16 protein-coding genes are annotated in these 16,915 nt (G+C 65.5%); 5 read left to right on the top strand and 11 right to left on the bottom strand.

Annotated elements, in window-relative coordinates; all coding sequences use genetic code 11:
• Positions 1 to 31: 31 nt before the first annotated feature.
• Positions 32 to 472 carry a carboxymuconolactone decarboxylase family protein gene (locus FPB55_RS09940; protein ID WP_029887041.1) on the bottom strand — a complete coding sequence of 147 codons (441 nt, stop codon included), beginning with the start codon at positions 470 to 472 and terminating at the stop codon, positions 32 to 34.
• Positions 473 to 672: 200 nt separating this feature from the next.
• On the opposite strand from FPB55_RS09940, the gene FPB55_RS09945 reads away from it, so the two are divergent.
• Positions 673 to 1,866, top strand: coding sequence for a CynX/NimT family MFS transporter (locus FPB55_RS09945; RefSeq protein ID WP_115293904.1), 1,194 nt, complete (start codon positions 673 to 675; stop codon positions 1,864 to 1,866).
• Here FPB55_RS09945 and FPB55_RS09950 read toward each other — a convergent pair.
• The 6 genes from FPB55_RS09950 to glcD all read right to left on the bottom strand — a co-directional run bounded on the left by FPB55_RS09950 (position 1,859) and on the right by glcD (position 8,034).
• Entirely contained in the window at positions 1,859 to 3,292 is a 1,434-nt protein-coding gene (locus FPB55_RS09950) for a PLP-dependent aminotransferase family protein (protein WP_144188069.1), read from the bottom strand. The two genes, FPB55_RS09945 and FPB55_RS09950, sit on opposite strands and share 8 nt — an antisense overlap.
• Positions 3,293 to 3,376: 84 nt before the next feature.
• Positions 3,377 to 3,715: a hypothetical protein gene (locus tag FPB55_RS09955; RefSeq protein WP_033691133.1), complete on the bottom strand. Its 339-nt coding sequence runs from the start codon at positions 3,713 to 3,715 to the stop codon at positions 3,377 to 3,379.
• A gap of 131 nt (positions 3,716 to 3,846) precedes the next feature.
• The gene (locus FPB55_RS09960; RefSeq protein WP_054911741.1) at positions 3,847 to 4,245 is read right to left on the bottom strand and encodes a heme-binding protein; all 399 of its coding nucleotides are present in this window, start codon (positions 4,243 to 4,245) and stop codon (positions 3,847 to 3,849) included.
• Positions 4,238 to 5,473, bottom strand: a complete 1,236-nt coding sequence (gene glcF / locus FPB55_RS09965) for a glycolate oxidase subunit GlcF (protein WP_009686491.1) — start codon at positions 5,471 to 5,473, stop codon at positions 4,238 to 4,240. Before glcF ends, FPB55_RS09960 begins: the two co-directional genes overlap by 8 nt.
• Positions 5,474 to 5,482: 9 nt before the next feature.
• The gene (glcE, locus tag FPB55_RS09970; RefSeq protein ID WP_115293906.1) at positions 5,483 to 6,535 is read right to left on the bottom strand and encodes a glycolate oxidase subunit GlcE; all 1,053 of its coding nucleotides are present in this window, start codon (positions 6,533 to 6,535) and stop codon (positions 5,483 to 5,485) included.
• A complete protein-coding gene (gene glcD / locus FPB55_RS09975; RefSeq protein ID WP_047149655.1) occupies positions 6,535 to 8,034 on the bottom strand; it encodes a glycolate oxidase subunit GlcD in 1,500 nt (499 codons plus the stop codon). Before glcD ends, glcE begins: the two co-directional genes overlap by 1 nt.
• Positions 8,035 to 8,229: 195 nt before the next feature.
• On the opposite strand from glcD, the gene glcC reads away from it, so the two are divergent.
• Positions 8,230 to 8,994 (top strand): transcriptional regulator GlcC, encoded by a 765-nt coding sequence (gene glcC, locus FPB55_RS09980; protein WP_144188071.1) that lies wholly within the window; start codon positions 8,230 to 8,232, stop codon positions 8,992 to 8,994.
• A gap of 60 nt (positions 8,995 to 9,054) precedes the next feature.
• Here glcC and FPB55_RS09985 read toward each other — a convergent pair whose 3' ends face one another.
• Entirely contained in the window at positions 9,055 to 9,372 is a 318-nt protein-coding gene (locus FPB55_RS09985) for a DUF2388 domain-containing protein (protein WP_009686497.1), read from the bottom strand.
• Positions 9,373 to 9,561: 189 nt separating this feature from the next.
• On the opposite strand from FPB55_RS09985, the gene FPB55_RS09990 reads away from it, so the two are divergent.
• A complete protein-coding gene (locus tag FPB55_RS09990) occupies positions 9,562 to 10,194 on the top strand; it encodes a glutathione S-transferase (protein ID WP_009686498.1) in 633 nt (210 codons plus the stop codon).
• Positions 10,195 to 10,255: 61 nt separating this feature from the next.
• Here the strand turns inward: FPB55_RS09990 and mrdA are convergent, their stop codons facing one another.
• On the bottom strand, positions 10,256 to 12,151 hold the full coding sequence (mrdA, locus tag FPB55_RS09995) for a penicillin-binding protein 2 (RefSeq protein WP_144188073.1): 1,896 nt from the start codon (positions 12,149 to 12,151) through the stop codon (positions 10,256 to 10,258).
• 562 nt (positions 12,152 to 12,713) lie between these two features.
• Between mrdA and FPB55_RS10000 the strand changes: the two genes are divergently transcribed.
• Both FPB55_RS10000 and FPB55_RS10005 read left to right on the top strand, forming a co-directional pair.
• Positions 12,714 to 14,051 (top strand): MFS transporter, encoded by a 1,338-nt coding sequence (locus tag FPB55_RS10000; RefSeq protein WP_009686502.1) that lies wholly within the window; start codon positions 12,714 to 12,716, stop codon positions 14,049 to 14,051.
• A 56-nt stretch (positions 14,052 to 14,107) separates the two neighbouring features.
• Positions 14,108 to 14,848 carry a GntR family transcriptional regulator gene (locus FPB55_RS10005; RefSeq protein WP_009686503.1) on the top strand — a complete coding sequence of 247 codons (741 nt, stop codon included), beginning with the start codon at positions 14,108 to 14,110 and terminating at the stop codon, positions 14,846 to 14,848.
• Here the strand turns inward: FPB55_RS10005 and FPB55_RS10010 are convergent.
• A complete protein-coding gene (locus FPB55_RS10010; RefSeq protein ID WP_144188075.1) occupies positions 14,828 to 15,778 on the bottom strand; it encodes a PDR/VanB family oxidoreductase in 951 nt (316 codons plus the stop codon). The two genes, FPB55_RS10005 and FPB55_RS10010, sit on opposite strands and share 21 nt — an antisense overlap.
• A gap of 12 nt (positions 15,779 to 15,790) precedes the next feature.
• On the bottom strand, positions 15,791 to 16,858 hold the full coding sequence (locus tag FPB55_RS10015; RefSeq protein ID WP_054905548.1) for an aromatic ring-hydroxylating dioxygenase subunit alpha: 1,068 nt from the start codon (positions 16,856 to 16,858) through the stop codon (positions 15,791 to 15,793).
• Positions 16,859 to 16,915 lie beyond the last annotated feature (57 nt).

Genomic DNA, 16,915 nt, shown 5'->3' on the forward strand with positions numbered 1-16,915 from the left:
GACCCTTGCGCGGGTGCCACCGCGCCAACACTCAGCCCGCCGGCACCATGGCGAAGCCCACCCCGAAGCGGTTCCAGGCATTGATGGTGGCGATCGCCAAGGTCAGGTTGACCACTTCGGCCGGCTCGAAGTGCTGCAGCAGGGCTTCGTATTCGCCCTGCGGCGCACCCCGTTCAGGCAGGCGGGTAAGGCTCTCGAGCCAGGCCAGTGCTGCCCGTTCACGCGGGGTGAAGTACGCGGTTTCCTGCCACACGCACAGTGTTTGCAGGCGTGCCTCGGTCTCACCGGCCTTGCGCGCATCGTTGGCATGCAGGTTGACGCAATAGGCGCAGCCGTTGATCTGCGAGGCGCGCAGGCGCACCAGTTCCAGCAGCGAGTTTTCCAGGCCGCACCTGGCCAGCGCCTGTTCCAGGCCGACCATGGCTTTGTAGGCTTCGGGCGCGTGCTTGGCCCATTCGATACGGTTGTGCATGGCTGTCTCCAATGCGGATGTGGGGGGTGATGGCGCTACTGTAGCGCCGTTGATTGGCCACCCCGATAGCCAATTGCACGCTTGCGCAGGAGGCCAATGTCCATTCAGCTGGCCACTGACAGGCATCCAATCTCTTCATTTCTGCGCAGCCAGCCAAGCCGGGATAATGGTCGATCTTGCACGAAGAGAAACGAACGACCATGAGACCTGCGCTGAACCTGTTGCTGGTGATTTTGTTGGCCCTGAACCTGCGGCCGATCCTGACCAGTATCGGCCCCTTGCTCGAGCCCATGCGCGCCACTACCGGGCTGGGCTACCAGCAGGCCGCCCTGCTGACCGCTTTGCCGGTGCTCTGCATGGGCCTGGTGCCGTTGCTGCAGCCGTGGCTGCGGCGCTGGCTCAGCGAGCACGGCGGTATGCTGGGCGGCCTGGCGGCGATTGCCATGGCTTGCCTGTGGCGCCTGCAACTGGACAGTGCCTGGGCATTGATCGCCAGTGCGGTGGTCGCTGGCCTGGGCGTAGCGGTGGTACAGGGCATGATGCCGGGGCTGGTGAACCGCTGGTTCCCCCGCCGCCTGGCGGCGGCCATGGGCCTGTATTCGGCGGCGCTGATGAGTGGCGGTGGCCTGGCGGCAGTGCTGGGCCCGCACATCAGTGCGCACTTCGGCCACTGGCAGGCCGGCCTGGGCCTGTGGGCGGTGCCGGCCGTGCTGGCGTTGCTGGCCTGGGCCGTGCTGCGGCCACGCCATGGCACAGCGAAGCTGGCAGGGGCATCCGGTGGACACTGGTTCGGCACGCGCCGGGCCTGGTTGCTGGCCCTGTACTTCGGCTTGATCAATGGCGGTTACACCAGCATGGTGGCGTGGTTGCCGGCCTACCACACCGAGCACGGCGGCAGCGCCCAGGGTGGCGCCGACCTGGTGGGCCTGATGACCTTTTTCCAGGTGGCCGGCGCGCTCGGTTTGCCGCTGTTGCTGCGGCGCTATGCTGACCGGCGCCCCGGTTTGTGGCTGGCGCTGGCAATCCAGCTGGTCGGCTTTCTCGGCCTGTTACTGGCCCCCACCGTGGCCCCGGGGCTGTGGGTGGCGCTGATCGGTTTCGGCCTGGGCGCTTGCTTCAGCCAGTGCCTTACGCTGACCCTGGAGCATTTGCAAACGCCAGCCGAGGCGGGCAGCCTGGCGGCATTTGTGCAGGGCATCGGCTTCATCATTACCGGGATCGTGCCCTACATCACCGGTTGGCTGCGGGATGTCAGTGGTGACTTCCAGGCGTCGTGGACACTGTTGACGGTCACCGTGCTGGCCATGCTGTGGGTCACCGCGTTTTTCAACCCGCGCGGTTACTCGGCCGCCATCGCCCGCCCGGCAACCGGCAAGGCGGCACCGGTCAGTTGAGGTGCTGCAGGGTGTCGCGCACGCGATCCAGTGCGGGGTCGATATCCAGCAGTTCAATGGCACCGAAACCCATCAGCAAGCCCTGCCGCGCAGGCGCTTCGCTGAAGAATGGCGCCAGTGGGTACAGGCCGACCTCGACCTTGCGCGCCAGGTTGGCCAGCAATTCCACGTCGACCCCTGGTCTGGCCAACGCGCTCAGATGAAAGCCGGCGCTGGCCGGAACCGCGCTGAACCAAGGGGCCAGGTCGCCCTGCAGGCGCGCCAGAATGCGTTCGCGGCGCGCGCTGTAGACCTCATGGCAACGGCGAATGTGCTTGTGCAGGTGGCCCTCGGCAAGGAAACGCGCCAAGGCCCACTGCAGCAAGCTCGGGCTGTGCCAGTCACTGAGGTGCTTGGCCACGCAGGCAGCCTGCAGTACGGCAGGCGGCAGCACGGCGTAGCCCAGGCGCAGCTCAGGCAAAAGGGTCTTGGAAAACGTGCCCACGTAGGCCACCAGCCCCTGTCGGTCCAGGCGCTGCAAGGCATCCGCAGCGGGCCCCTGGTAGCGGAATTCACAGTCGTAGTCGTCTTCGATGATCAGCGCCCCCAGCTGCGCAGCCCGCGCCAGCAGCGCGTGCCGGCGCGCCTCGCTCATCGGCATGCCCAGCGGGAACTGGTGCGATGGCGTGACGTAGATCAGCCGGGTGCCGTCGGCGATGTGCTCGACGCACAGGCCCTGGTCGTCGACCGGTACCGACTGCAGATGCGCGCCCAGGGCCAGGAACAGCTGCCGTGCCGGTGGGTAACCGGGGTCTTCCATGGCCACCTGGCAACCTGGCTCGACCAGCACGCGGGCGATCAGGTCCAGGGCCTGCTGGGCGCCGTTGCACACGAGCAGGTCGGCTGCGCTGCAGTGCACGCCACGGGTGTAGGCGATGTGGTGGGCGATGGCCTGGCGTAGTTCAGGCAAACCCTGGGCCGTAAAATGCCGGTCGGGGTGGCGCTGGCTGCGCCGCAGGGCGTAGTTCAGGCAACTGCGCCACTGGTCGAAGGGGAATTGGGCCTTGCTCGATACGCCGCCGATGAAATCGTAGCGTGAAGGGGCCTGCGCCTGGCGTTGGCTGAGCACCGTGGCGCGCGCTTGCCAGCGTTCGAGCGATGCACTGGCGGCCAGGGTGATGGCGCCAGGTTCGCTGCTGCGCAGCGGCTGGCGCGGTGTGACGAATGTGCCACGGCCCACCACACCGCTGAGCAGGTTGTCATAGGTCAGGCGTGAGTAGGCTTCGGCTACCGTCTTGCGCGACACACCCAGTTGTTCGGCCAGCAGACGGGTGGGTGGCAGCTGGGTACCAGCTGCCAGGTGGCCACTGTCGATGCCAGCGCGCAATTGCTGGTAAAGCTGGTCGGTGAGGCCTTTGCGGCCATCCAGGCGAATGTGCAGTTCCATGGAACGGTCCGGAGCGGGGGTGCCCACAGGATAGCGGATTGGCTGCGCCGTGTGCGCCGGGCCGCGAGCCTTGCGCTACGGCTGTCAGAGCCGGGCGGTGCTGATGGTGATGTAGCCTTTGCCCGCCAGCGCAATGCGTATCTGGGTTTCGTCTGTGGCTGCCTTGCGGTTGCGTTTGATGCATACGCCGTCGATTGCCGCCGCGCGCATGTGCTCGGCAATGGCGCGCCCGTTCGGGTCGAAAAGCACCTCGCTGGCCAGCAGCTCGATGCGCTCGATCAGCAAACGGGTCTGTTCGTCTGTAGCGCAGAAGAACATCACCCCTGACAGGTGCGGGTCGTCATCAGGGTTGCTGATGTCATGGGCGAGCATTTCGCGCAGGCTGCTGCGCAGTTCGGCAATGGAGCGTGCGTACGGGTGCATGCGGCGTTTCCCCTGGCTGGTCATGCTGCGCCGATCTTGTTTTCTCAACGCTGAGGCGGCAAGTAAGACGCGTCCGAACATTTTGTAGGGGAATTCTGAGTCTGCCCGAGTGGCAACCCTCTGTGCAGCCTTCACAAGGCTGCTGCGCCCGCCTTGGCCACTTGTGCGTCCTGGTCGGGCTTGACCCCCGACACGCCAATGGCACCCACCACCTGGCCCTGCACCTGCAGCGGTACACCGCCCTCCAGGCAGGTCAGCAGCGGTGCGGTGACGAACGCGGTGCGCCCGCGATTGACCATGTCTTCGTAGTCCCGGGTTTCCTTGCGCCCCAGCGCCGAGGTGCGGGCCTTTTCCATGGCAATGTAGGCACCGGCTGGCGCACACCCATCCAGACGCTGCAGGGCCAGAGGGTGCCCGCCGTCGTCGACCACCACGATGGTCACAGGCCACTGTTCGGCCAACGCATGCTGGCGCGCAGCCTCAAGTACACGGGTAACCTCGGCCAGGCCGATCACGGGTTTGCTATGCATGGGCGTTCTCCGGCCGCAAGGCGGCTTCGACGATTTCCACCCAGTGCCTGACGGGGGTGCGCCCTGCACCGGCGAGGTGGGTCTGGCAGCCGATGTTGGCCGTAGCGATGATGTGCGGCTTGCCGCTTTCCAGCGCGTTCAGGCGGTTGTCGCGCAGTTGCAGGGCCAGGTCCGGCTGGGTCAGCGAATAGGTGCCCGCCGACCCGCAACACAGGTGGCCATCGGGCACGGCGGTCAGGGTGAAGCCCAGGCGGGTCAGCAATGCCTCCACCGCCCCGCCCAGTTTCAGGGCATGTTGCAGGGTGCATGGGCAGTGAAAGGCCAGGCGCTGTTCAGCGCACAGGCCTAACTGCTCGACGGGCTCGGCAGCCAGCACCTCCACCAGGTCGCGGGCCAGCGCGCTGACGCGCGCCGCCTTGGCTGCGTACTGGCGGTCTTGTGCCAGCAGGTGGCCGTAGTCGCGCACGAACGCGCCGCAGCCACTGGCCGTTTGCACGATGGCCTCGGCACCCGCCTCGATGGCGGGCCACCAGGCGTCGATGTTGCGCCTTGCACGCTGCAGGCCCTGCGCCTGGGCGTTGAGGTGGTAGTCCACGGCGCCACAGCAGCCGGCCTGGCGGATCGGCTGCACACTGATCCCCAGCCGGTCGAGCAGCCGCGTGGCAGCGGCGTTGGTATTGGGCGAGAACGCCGCCTGCACGCAGCCTTCGAGCATCAGCAACCGGCGGGCATGGCGCGGCGACGGGCGCACGCCGGGCGGTGTCACTGATGCCGGCACTTTGCCCTTGAGCGTGGCCGGTAGCAGCGCTCGGAGGGCCTGGCCGCTGCGGGTCAGCGCCTTGAACAGTGCCGGGCGCGGGACCACCGCGCGCAGGCCCTGGCGCAGCAGGCGCTGGCCGAGTGGTCGCGGCACCTGCTGCTCGGCCACGGCGCGGCCAATGTCCAGCAGGTCGTGGTAGCGCACCCCGGACGGGCAGGTTGACTCGCAGTTACGGCAGCTCAGGCAACGGTCCAGGTGCAGTTGGGTGCTGGCGCTGACCGGCTCGCCTTCGAGCATCTGCTTGATCAGGTAAATGCGGCCGCGCGGCCCATCCAGTTCGTCACCCAGCAACTGGTAGGTGGGGCAGGTGGCGGTGCAGAAACCACAGTGCACACAGGCGCGCAGGATGCTTTCGGCTTCGTCGGCGCGGGGCAGGCGGCGGGCGCTTTCGCTGAGGTTGGTTTGCATGGTCTGGCCTCACAGGTCCGGGTACAGGCGGCCGGGGTTGAATACCCCCTGGGGGTCGAGCTGTTGCTTGAGCGCCTGGTGGTAGCGCATCAGCGCAGCGGGCAGTGGCGGGCTGCTGGCCGCACCGGGGGTGTAGGCGGTCGCGTGGCCGCCCACCCTGGCAACCGCCTCGCGAATGCTGTGCGCCTCTGCGTCAGACTTGAGCCAGCGCTGGGCCCCGCCCCAGTCGATCAATTGCTCGCCGGGCAATGCCAGCTCGCCGCAGGCAATGGGTACGGATAGCCGCCACAGCGGGGCGGGGCCGTTGAAAAAGGCCATGCGCTGTTCGCGCAGGTCGTTCCAGAACCGGCTGTCCAGCGCCTCACCGCCCAGCCGCAGGCGCGCTGATTGCACCGAACCCTCGCCGCCTTCCAGGCGCAGGTACAGGGCATCGCCGTGGTGGCAGGCGGCGCTGATCGGCAGCGGCTGCTGGCCCCATTCGGCCAGTTCGGCCAACGCCTCGTGGCGGCCCATCGGCAGCCGCAGGCTCAGGCACTGGCGCGGGCGTGGCAGCACCTTCAGCGACACCTCGGTCAACAAGCCCAGGCAACCGAAGCTGCCCGCCATCAGGCGCGACACATCGTAGCCAGCGACATTCTTCATGACCTCGCCGCCAAAGCGCAGCAGCTTGCCGTGGCCGGTAATCACGCGTGTACCCAGTAGGTAATCGCGCACCGACCCCGCCCAGGGCCGCCTGGGGCCGGACAACCCGGCCGCGACCATGCCGCCCAACGTCGCATCAGGCCCCAGGTGGGGCGGTTCGCACGGCAGCATCTGGCCGGCCTGGTGCAGCGCTGCCTCGATTTCGCGCAGCGGTGTGCCAGCGCGGGCGGTCAGCACCAGTTCGGTCGGGTCATAGCTGACGATGCCCCGGTGGCGGCGGGTGTCCAGCACTTCAGCCACCACCGGGTTGCCGAGCATGGCCTTGCTGCCGCTACCCTGAATGCGCAGTGCCGTCCCTTGGTTCAGCGCCTGGTTCACCTGTTCGAGCAGGGCCTGGCTGTCGTCGTGGTCCATGCTCATTAGAAACGCTCCAGCTCGGGAAAAGGCAGTTGCCCGTGGTGCACGTGCAACGCGCCGAATTCGGCGCAGCGGTGCAAGGTGGGGATGTTCTTGCCGGGGTTGAGCAGGCCTTGTGGGTCGAACGCAGCCTTCACCGCATGGAACAAGGTGATTTCGTCGCTGTTGAACTGTGCGCACATCTGGTTGATCTTTTCCCGGCCGACCCCGTGTTCACCCGTGATGCTGCCGCCCACGGCCACGCACAGTTCGAGAATCTTGCCGCCGATGGCCTCGGCGCGCTCCAGTTCACCCGGCAGGTTGGCATCGAACAGGATCAGCGGGTGCATGTTGCCGTCGCCGGCATGGAACACATTGGCCACGCGCAGGCCGTATTCGCTGGACAAGTCGCTGATGCCTTTCAGCACGCGCGGCAGCTCGCGGCGTGGGATGGTGCCGTCCATGCAGTAGTAGTCGGGTGAAATGCGCCCCACGGCCGGGAAGGCATTCTTGCGCCCGGCCCAGAAACGCACCCGCTCGGCCTCGTCGCAGGCCAGCCGCACGTCGCGGGCGCCGGCTTGCGCCAGCACGGCCGCGACCCGTTCGCAGTCAGCGTGCACATCGGCCTCGACACCGTCCAGCTCGCACAGCAGGATGGCCGCCGCCTCCACCGGGTAGCCCGCGTGGATGAAGTCCTCGGCGGCGCGGATTGCCAGGTTGTCCATCATCTCCAGGCCGCCGGGGATGATCCCGGCAGCAATGATCTGGGCCACGGCGCGGCCGGCGTCCTCGACACTGTCGAAGCTCGCCAGCAGTACCCGTGCGACTTGCGGCTTGGGCAGCAGCTTGACGGTCACTTCGGTGACGATGCCGAGCATGCCTTCGGAGCCGGTGAACAACGCCAGCAGGTCGAAGCCAGGGCAGTCGAGGGCATCGCTGCCGAGGGTCAGGCGTTCACCCTCGACGGTGAGTATTTCGACCTTGAGCAGGTTGTGCACGGTCAGGCCGTACTTCAAACAGTGCACGCCGCCGGCGTTTTCAGCCACGTTGCCGCCGATGGAGCAGGCTATTTGCGAAGAGGGGTCAGGTGCGTAGTACAGGCCATGGGGGGCTGCGGCCTGGGAAATGGCCAGGTTGCGTACCCCGGGCTGCACCCGGGCGAAGCGACCCTGCGGGTTGACCTCCAGGATGCGGTTGAAGCGCGCCATGACCAGCAGAATGCCCTTGGCCAGTGGCAGGGCGCCACCGGACAGGCCGGTACCGGCGCCACGCGCCACTACCGGTACGCCGCGTTGATGGCACAGCTTGAGCAGCGTCTGCACCTGCTCCAGGCGTTCGGGCAGCACGACCAGCAACGGTACGGTGCGGTAGGCCGACAGGCCGTCGCACTCGTAGGGCTTGAGGTCTTCTTCGCGGTGCAAAACGTGCAGGTCGGGCAGGGCAGCCTGCAATGCCCGCAACAGCGCCTCGCGGTCACTGCTGGGCAGCGCACCATCGACGCGTTCGTCGTAGAGAATGGTCATTGGCTCACTCGGCAACGGTTTTTATTGTTGTTGGCAAAGCGGTCACGCTTGCAGCCTGCGCGCGGTGCTAGTCTGGGTCGAGTGGGCTCGCCACTGGTCCTACCAGTTTTTCCGCTGGGTACTGGCCGTTGGTGGCCTGGCTTGGCTAGATTGCAGGCGGGTGTGCAAGTGGTCCTACCAGCAGGAGGGTGCGCTATGGCGAACGAGGGCAGGGCGAAGGTGGCCGACCAGGTGGCCGGGCGGGTCGAGCGGCTGATTGTCGAAGGCGTGCTCAAGGTGGGCGAGGCATTACCTTCGGAGCGGCGGCTGGTCGAGAAGCTGGGGTGTTCGCGCTCTGCACTGCGTGAGGGGCTGCGGGTGCTGCGCGGGCGCGGCATCATCGACACCGAGCACGGCCGCGGCTCCTTTGTCGCCGACCTCACCGGGCACGCGGGCTACACGCCGTTGATGCATCTGTTCAGCTCACAGCCGCGCACATTGTTTGACTTGCTGGAAGTGCGCGCCTTGCTCGAGGCCGAATCTGCCCGGCTGGCAGCGTTGCGCGCCACCGACGTGGACCGCTTGCTGATCCGCCGCCGCTATGAGGAGATGCTGGCCGCGCATCAGGCCGTCGAGGCCATTGATGCCCGTGAGCACGCCCACCGCGATCATGCGTTCCATCGGGCGATCAGCGAGGCCTCGCACAACCCCGTGCTGGTACATACCCTGCAATCGCTGAGCGATCTGACCCTGAACACAGTGTTTGCGTCGGTCAACAACCTGTACTGCCGGCCGGCGCAGAAACGCCAGATCGATCGCCAGCATGCACGCTTGTATCACGCGGTGATGGAGCAGTTGCCGGAACAGGCCCGCCGCGCTGCCCGCGAGCACATCAATGGCATTCGCGACAGTTTGCGGGAGATCGAACAGGAGGACCAGCGCCTGGTCAGGGCGACCATGCGTATGGATGGTTGGGGGTGAGCCGAACCTGCACCGACCACTGCGTGGGTAGATTCACGCAGAGGCGGGTGCAAGTCTGATTCAACGATCAGCGATGCGGTCATCCTGCGACAGAATGGCCCTGGCCAGCTCTTCGTCGTCGGCCTGGAGCCCTGGGTGGTCCTTGCGGGCCTGTTCCAGTGCGGCTTCGACATAAGCGCCGCGGATTGCACCACCACTGGCAACGAACGCCGAAAGCTCGTCGCGGGCAGGAATGATCCGTTTGTCATCCTTGAAGGTGGAATACAGCGAAGCGGAAACACCGGCCGAGGTGGCGACGTCGCCCGCATCGACGCGGGCCAGTGCGGCACCGGCAGGCAGCAGGAGCAGCAGCGCAGGGGCGATGAGTAGGTGGCGCATGTCGTGTTCTCCAGAAGGGTGAAGCCCAAGGAATAAACCACTCAGAGGTTAAGAAAGCATCAGTGTGAAAGTAGTTCCGTTGTTCGTTGGCAGAATGCATGCCCGCAGGTGGTACCGGGCATTGACCGCCTCGCGGTGCGCGTGGTCTGCTCTGCCATTCGCTCATCACAGCCACCGCAAGGTTCGCCCATGCCTGACTACAAGCTGCATTGCTTCGCCGAATCCGGCAACGCCTACAAGGCCGCGCTGATGCTGCAATTGACTGGCCAGAACTGGCAGCCGGTGTTCGTCGATTTCTTCAACGGCCAGACCCGCGAGCAAGCCTGGCGCGATGAGGTCAATGAACAGGGTGAGGTGCCGGTGCTGGAGCACGCTGGCAAGTCCTTGACCCAGTCTGCGCTGATTCTGGAGTACCTTGCGCAGCAGACCGGGCAATTCGGCCCCCGCGACGCGGACGAAAAGCGCGAAATCTGGCGCTGGATGCTGTTCGACAACCATAAGTTCACCAGCTATTACGCGGCGCTGCGTTTCCTGTTCTGCCTGAAGAACACGGGCGAAACCGACGTGACGCAGTTCTTGCGCGAGCGTGCCACCGCCGCGTACCGCATTGTCGATGCCCATCTGGCGAAGGCCCCGTTCATGGTGGGCGGGCGGTTGACCATCGCCGACCTGTCGCTGGCGGGGTATGTGTTCATGCCGGAGGACACCGGTATGGCGTTGGCCGAGTTCACCCACATCGAGGCATGGAAGGCACGCATCCAAGCCATGCCAGGGTGGAAGCACCCCTACGAGCTGATGCCTCGTACCGGTGGGCAGCACTGAGGGCACGGGGCTGCTCTGGGCTTGAAGCACGGGCCCGCTCAGCCAGCAGGCCCGCGCAGCATCAGGTATGCGGCGTAGTGCGCGGTGGCACGGCACCCGCATACTCGGGCTTCAGGTGCCCCTGTTCGTCCAGCAGGTAGGCGTCCATCACTTCACGCACCACAGGCCCCGCCACCCGGCCACCGGCTTCGCCGTTCTCGATCATCACCGCCACCACCACGGCCGGGTGGTCAGCCGGGGCAAAGCCGACGAACAGGGCATTGTCGCGGTGCCGTTCCAGTGTCTTGTCACGGTTGTAGCGTTCACCCTGCTTGATCGCCACCACCTGTGCGGTGCCGCTTTTGCCGGCAATCCGGTACTGCGCGCCGGCCGCGGCCGCACGGGCGATACCCCGCGGGTCGTGCATGACCATCTGCATGCCCTGGCTGACCTGGTCCCAGGCGTGCTTGTCATGCAGCACGATGTCGGGCATCGGGTGGGGGTCGACCGGTGCATCGCCGCCTACGGTCATGGCCAGGTGCGGGCGGTGCCACACGCCCTTGCTGGCCAGCAGGCTGGTGGCCTGGGCCAGCTGCAATGGGGTGACCTGCATGTAGCCCTGGCCGATGCCAAGGATCAGTGTTTCGCCAGGGAACCAGGCCTGGCGCCGGGTGGCCCGTTTCCATTGGGCCGAAGGCATCAGGCCGGCGGCCTCTTCGAACATGTCCAGCGACACCTTCTGGCCCAGGCCGAACTCCGCCATGTAGTCGTGCAGGCGATCGATGCCCAGTTTGTGCGCCAGGTCGTAGAAGTAAGTGTCGTTGGAGCGCATGATGGCTGTGTACATGTCTACCCAGCCGTCACCGCTGCGGTTCCAGTTGCGGTATTTGTGGGCGTAGTTGGGCAGCTCGTAGTAGCCCGGGTCGAACACCCGGCTGCCGGGGGTGATCACGCCGCTGTCGAGGCCGGCGATGGCCACTTCCGGCTTCACCGTCGAGCCGGGCGCGTACAGGCCGCGCAGCACGCGGTTGAACAGTGGGCGGTCGATCGAATCGCGCAATTGTGCGTACTGCTTGAAGCTGATGCCCTTGACGAACAGGTTGGGGTCGAAGCTGGGGTTGCTGACCATGGCCAGCACGTCACCATTGGCCGGGTCCAGCACCACCACCGAGCCACGGCGGTCGCCCAGGGCCTTTTCGGCAGCGACTTGCAGGCGGGCGTCCAGTGTCAGCACGATGTCCTGCCCGGGTGTCGGGGCCTTGTGGTTGAGCACGCGCATCACCCGGCCCTGGGCGTTGGTCTCGACTTCCTCATAGCCCACATGGCCATGCAGCTGGCTTTCGTAGAAGCGCTCGATGCCGGTCTTGCCAATCGACTGGGTGCCCCGGTATTCGGTGCTGTCGAGTACTTTGGCCTCCTTCTCGTTGATGCGCCCCACGTAGCCAACCGAATGGGCGAAATGCGCGCCCAGCGGGTACTCGCGGATGAACTGTGGTTCGACCTCCAGGCCCGGCAGGCGGAACTGGTTGACCGCCACCAGGGCGATCTGCTCTTCGCTCAGCCCCACTATCAGGGTGACCGGCTCGAACGGCTTGCGGCCCCGGCGCAGGTCCTTGTCGAACTGCTTGCGGTCGTCCTCGTTCAGCCCCAGTACCTGGGTCAGGGTATCGAGCACCTTGGCCGAATTGCCGCCGGTCCGCTCGCGGGTAATGGTCAGGTCGAAGCTGGGCTTGTTGTCGGCCAGCACCACGCCGTTGCGGTCGTAGATAAGCCCGCGCTCAGGGGCGATGGGCAGCACATGCACGCGGTTGTTTTCCGACACGGCGCTCTGCTGGTCGTGCTGCAGCACCTGCAGCACATAGAGCCGACCCACCAGCACGGCACACAGGCTGAAGACCAGGGCGGCGCAGGCCAGAAGCCGGCGGTTGACCAGTTGCTTTTCCTTTTCGTGGTCCTTGAGGGGGATAGGTTGCGGCATTCTGGGCTCTTTTGTGCGGGTTTCGCGCCGATGTGCAGGCGCGCGAACGGGCGGGGGATGCTACGCAACCCACCCGGCAGCCTCAAGCCGGGTGGTGGCTGGCGGTAGCCTGGCTTGCGCTGTGCGCCGCATGGTCAGGGCGCTGGGGCGCTATATGAAGATTTGTTCATGGCGCCGGGTGCGATGACAGGCCTATGCGGTAATGCCGTGATCGATATGGATCCATGCAATGAATCTGTTCGATAAACGAACGCGAATTAACGGTAATCATGAATATGTAAAGTACTGATAATTAAGATTTAAATTTTTGGTTTTTGGGCTGATCAGAATGTCATCACCGGCCTGAGCCGTGCTTGCTTTAGCCCCATGGATTGTTTGTGGATCCATTATTTGTTTGATTAGCGCCTGACATCGGCTGGAGCCCTCCAGCCTGATGCGCCGACAACTACAAGAAGGGTTCAGTCATGAATGGCTTTTCCAGGGTATGGAACCGTCAGGGTTCCTTGCGCTTTGCCTGCGCGTGCGTTGCCGTTGTGCCACCTGCAAAGCGGCAGGTGGCGCTATGAATAACGACCTCAAGCAGCGCCTGGACAACGACCCGATGGGGCGCTTTCAGTGCCTGGCCATCGGCATATGCATCCTGCTCAACATGATCGACGGCTTCGACGTGCTGGTCATGGCCTTTACCGCTGCCTCGGTGTCTGCCGAGTGGAACCTCAACGGGGCGCAGGTGGGCTTGCTGCTCAGTGCCGGCCTGTTCGGCATGGCGGCGGGCTCGCTGTTCATCGCACCCTGGGCTGACCGTTTCGGGCGGCGCCCGCTGATCCTGCTATGCCTGGTGCTGTCGGGGGTCGGCATGCTGCTCTCGGCGTTGAGCCAGAGCCCGATGCAACTGGCCCTGTTGCGTGGGCTGACGGGCCTGGGCATTGGCGGCATCCTGGCCAGCAGCAACGTCATTGCCAGCGAATATGCCAGCAAACGCTGGCGCGGCCTGGCGGTCAGCCTGCAGTCCACCGGCTATGCCTTGGGGGCAACCCTGGGCGGTTTGCTGGCGGTGTGGCTGCTGGGGCAGTGGGGTTGGCGGTCGGTGTTTCTGTTCGGCGGTATCGTCACCGTCTGCGTGTTACCGCTGGTCTGGTTGTGGTTGCCGGAGTCGCTGGACTTTCTGCTGGCACGCCGGCCAGCCAACGCCCTGGTGCGGGTCAATCGCTTGGCGGTAAGGCTAGGCCACCCGGCACTGGCGCAGCTGCCAGCGCTTGCGGCCAGGGTGCCGGGCAGTGCCAGCGGTTTCCGGCAACTGTTGGTGCCGGCCATGCGCCGGACCACGCTGGTGATCTGGCTGCTGTTCTTCCTGGTCATGTTCGGTTTCTACTTCGTCATGAGCTGGACCCCGAAGCTGCTGGTGGCTGCCGGGCTGTCCGCGCAGCAAGGCATTACGGGCGGTGTTCTGTTGAGCGTGGGCGGCATCCTCGGTGCGGCGCTGATCGGCGGGCTGGCCTCGCGCTGGCCGCTTACCCGCGTGCTGGCGCTGTTCATGCTGACCACTGCGGCGCTGCTGGTGCTGTTCGTGGCCAACGGGGGCTCGGCTAGCGCGGCATTGGCCCTGGGCCTGTTGATCGGGCTGTTCGCCAACGGCTGCGTGGCCGGCTTGTATGCCTTGTCGCCGGTGGTCTACGACGCATCGGTGCGCGCCACCGGCGTGGGGTGGGGCATCGGCATCGGGCGTATGGGCGCCATTGTGTCGCCCACCGTGGCGGGTGTGCTGCTCGATGGCGGCTGGCAGCCGCTGCACTTGTATGGGGTGTTTGCCAGTGTGTTCATGCTGGCGGCGGGGTGCCTGCTACTGCTGCGCTCACCCAGGCCGGCCCCAGTGGCGGTCAGCGATGCGCTGAGCCACTGACTACTCGAGCCCGGCTTGCGCTAAGATGCCGGCTCGTTTCCCTGGAAGTTGCCTGGATGAGCAAGCCCGGTCAAATGGTGCTGGTCGCGTTGCGCAAGATGATCGCCTCAGGCGAGCTGGCGGCCGGCGAGCGCCTGATGGAAGTTCCCACTGCCGAACTGTTCGGCGTTTCACGCATGCCGGTGCGCATGGCCTTTCGCACGCTCGAACAGGAAGGCCTGCTGGTCCGCTTCGGCGGCCGGGGCTTTCAAGTGCGTTCGGTGAGTGCCGATGACATTGCCGGTGCAGTCGAGGTGCGCGGTGTGCTCGAAGGCCTGGCCGCCCGCCAGGCTGCCGAGCGCGGCTTGGCCGCGCCAGCCCGTGCGGCACTGCAGCAGTGCCTGATAGAGGGCGACCAGCTGTTCGACAAGGGCTTCGTGACCGAAGAAGACCTGCAGGCCTACCACGATCTGAACATGCGCTTTCACCAAGTGATCATCGAAGCCAGCCACAACCCGGCCATTACCGTGGCGCTGGCGCGCAACGACCACCTGCCATTCGCCTCGGTCACGGCGCTGGCGGTAGACCGCCACGACCTGGCCCGTGAATACCGGCGCTTCAACTTCGCCCACATGCAGCACCATGCCGTGTTCGATGCCCTGGTCAACCGCCAGGGTGCCCGCGCCGAAGCGATCATGCGCGAGCATGCCAATGCAACCTTGCGCTATGCCGAAACCTTCGGCGCAAACGCCTCGGGCACCGGCATGCAGGTGATCCTCCCTAGCGCGCTGGCCGCTTCAGATATCCAGCACCAGTAACGGTGTTTTCGCGCGCGAGCAGCAAGGCGTGAACTGATCGTTGAGGGCTTGTTCCTCTTCGGTCAGGAACAGGTCGCGGTGGTCTGGCGTGCCCTGCAGTACGCGGGTCAGGCACGTGCCGCAAATACCTTGCTCGCACGACATGGCGATCTCGATGCCGTTTTGCTCCAGTACCTGTACCACGGTCTGGTCGGCTGGCACCTCGAACACTTGGCCGGTGCTGTTGACCTGTACCGAGAAGCTGCCGTCGTTGCTGGCGTCCACGGGTGCGGCCGCGAAATACTCGCGGTGCAGGTTGGCCTCCTGCCAGCCCAGCTCCCTGGCGCTGCCCAGCACATGCTGCATGAACCCGCCCGGCCCGCACACATACAGGTGCACGTCAGCTTGCGGGTTGCCCAGCACCTGGCGAGCGTCCAGCGCCGTTTCCGGCTGCTGGTCAAAATGCACGAACAAGCGGTCGGCAAAGGGCGCGTTGCGGATACGCTCGACGAATGCGGCACGCTCACTGGAGCGGGCGCAGTAGTGCAGCTCGAAATCGTGGCCACTGTGGGCCAACTGCTCGGCCATGCACAGGATCGGGGTAATGCCGATGCCGCCGGCAAACAGCAGGCTGTGCCGCGCCCCATCGGCCAGCGGGAACAGGTTGCGCGGCGCACTGATCTGCAGCCGCGCGCCGACCTGCACCTGCTCGTGCAGGCTGCGTGAGCCGCCCCGCGAAGCCGGGTCATGGAGTACGCCGATCAGGTAGCGGTGGCGCTCTTGCGGGTGGTTGCACAGCGAATACTGGCGCACCAGGCCATCGGGCAGGTGCACGTCAATGTGGGCCCCGGCGCTGAATGCCGGCAGCAGGCTGCCATCTGCCGAGGCCAGTTCGAAACTGCAGATACCCTGCGCTTCATCGTTACGGGATACCACGATGGCATCGATCATGTCGGTGGCTCCTCAGGCAGGGGTGGCGCTGGTGGCGATCAGTTGCGGCTGTGCTGCACGCTCTTTGGCGATGACCCGCTCCAGCACCTTGCGCGATTGCACGCCACCGGCATCGATGTTCAGCTTCAGCAGGTTGCGCCCAGGGTTGGCCAGCAGGTTCTGTTGCTGGCGCTCGAGCATTTCCAGGTCTTCGCTGAAAATCTTGCCCTGGCCCTCGCGGATGTCGGCGGTCAGGTTCTGGTCGTGCGCGGCAAAATTGCGCGCCATGCCCCAGAAGTACCAGATCGAGGTGTCGCTTTCCGGGGTGATGAAGTCGACCACGATGCTCGCGGCCTTGTGCTGCGCTGCAGCGTGGTAGCCACCCTTGCCGGCATGTGCCACACCCACTTCGATCAGGACGTGGCTGGGTGGGGTGAAGCGGCAGATCTGCCAGCGGTCCACCGGCACATCGTCGGCCAGGCCGTTGCCGCGCAGGGCCATGCGCCAGAAGGGCGGGGCCATGATGTTTTCCATGTGCCGGGCGGTGACCACTTCGTCGCCGGTGACGGTGGTGACGGGCGGGGCTTCGTCGATTTCCTTCTGGCCGATGCTGGAGGCATGCACGTAGGTTTCGTGGGTCAGGTCCATGAGGTTGTCAATCATCAGGCGATAGTCGCAGCCAATGTGGAACAGCCCTCCGCCGTACGCCCACTCTTCATTGTCTGCCCATTCCAAATGCGGGATAAGCGCTGGGTCGGCCTGCGCCTGGTCGCCAGGCCAGACCCAGATGAAGCCATGGCGCTCCACGACGGCAAACGCCTTGTTGCACGGAAAGCCGCGAACCCGCTGGCCAGGCATCGACACCGTCTTGCCGTCGCAGCCCATGACCAGGCCGTGATAGCCGCAGACCAGGTTGCCGTCTTCCACGTAGCCCAGGGATAACGGCGCGCCTCGGTGCGGGCAGAAGTCCTCGACAGCGGCTACACGGTTCTGCTGGCCACGGTAAAAGACGATTTTTTCGCCGCAGATCTGTCGGCCCAAGGGCTTGTCGGCAATTTCGTCAGGGGTGCAGGCAACGTACCAGGTGTTTTTCGGGTACATGAAGGCTCTCCAAGTTTTGTTTTTGTTTAATGGATCCATTAGAGCCATATGCGCGTG

This window comes from Pseudomonas sp. BJP69, assembly GCF_007633355.1.
Taxonomy (GTDB): domain Bacteria; phylum Pseudomonadota; class Gammaproteobacteria; order Pseudomonadales; family Pseudomonadaceae; genus Aquipseudomonas; species Aquipseudomonas juntendi.